Source organism: Streptomyces pratensis, from assembly GCF_037137275.1.
GTDB classification, from domain to species: Bacteria; Actinomycetota; Actinomycetes; order Streptomycetales; family Streptomycetaceae; genus Streptomyces; species Streptomyces pratensis_B.
Genome location: NZ_JBBBEN010000020.1, coordinates 1 through 343, shown reverse-complemented (window position 1 = coordinate 343; position 343 = coordinate 1). Strand labels below are relative to the sequence as shown.

Annotated in this window: 1 rRNA gene; it reads left to right on the top strand. The window is 58.3% G+C overall.

Going from position 1 to position 343, the window contains the following annotated elements:
* Positions 1-53 (top strand): 16S ribosomal RNA (locus V9U70_RS00115); the annotation flags it as partial.
* Positions 54-343 lie beyond the last annotated feature (290 nt).

The following is a 343-nucleotide window of genomic DNA, read 5'->3' as shown; positions in this document are numbered from 1 at the left end:
CGAAGTCGTAACAAGGTAGCCGTACCGGAAGGTGCGGCTGGATCACCTCCTTTCTAAGGAGCATCTAGGTTCCGTAAGGAATCCAGAGCCACTACGTCGGCAAATGATCGACGGTGGTCAGCTCATGGGTGGAACGTTGACTATTCAGTGCCGGGTGGTTCTGCCGGTTCGTGAGTACTGCTCTTCGGAGTGTGGAAAGCGGATTGTGTGGACTGCTGGGGGCTGGGCGCGCTGTTGGGTGTCTGAAGGTACGGCCGAGAGGCTGCCTTCGGTTGCCGGTCCCAGTGAACTCGTCTGTTTGGGCGGGGTGGTGGGTGGCTGGTCGTTGTTTGAGAACTGCACA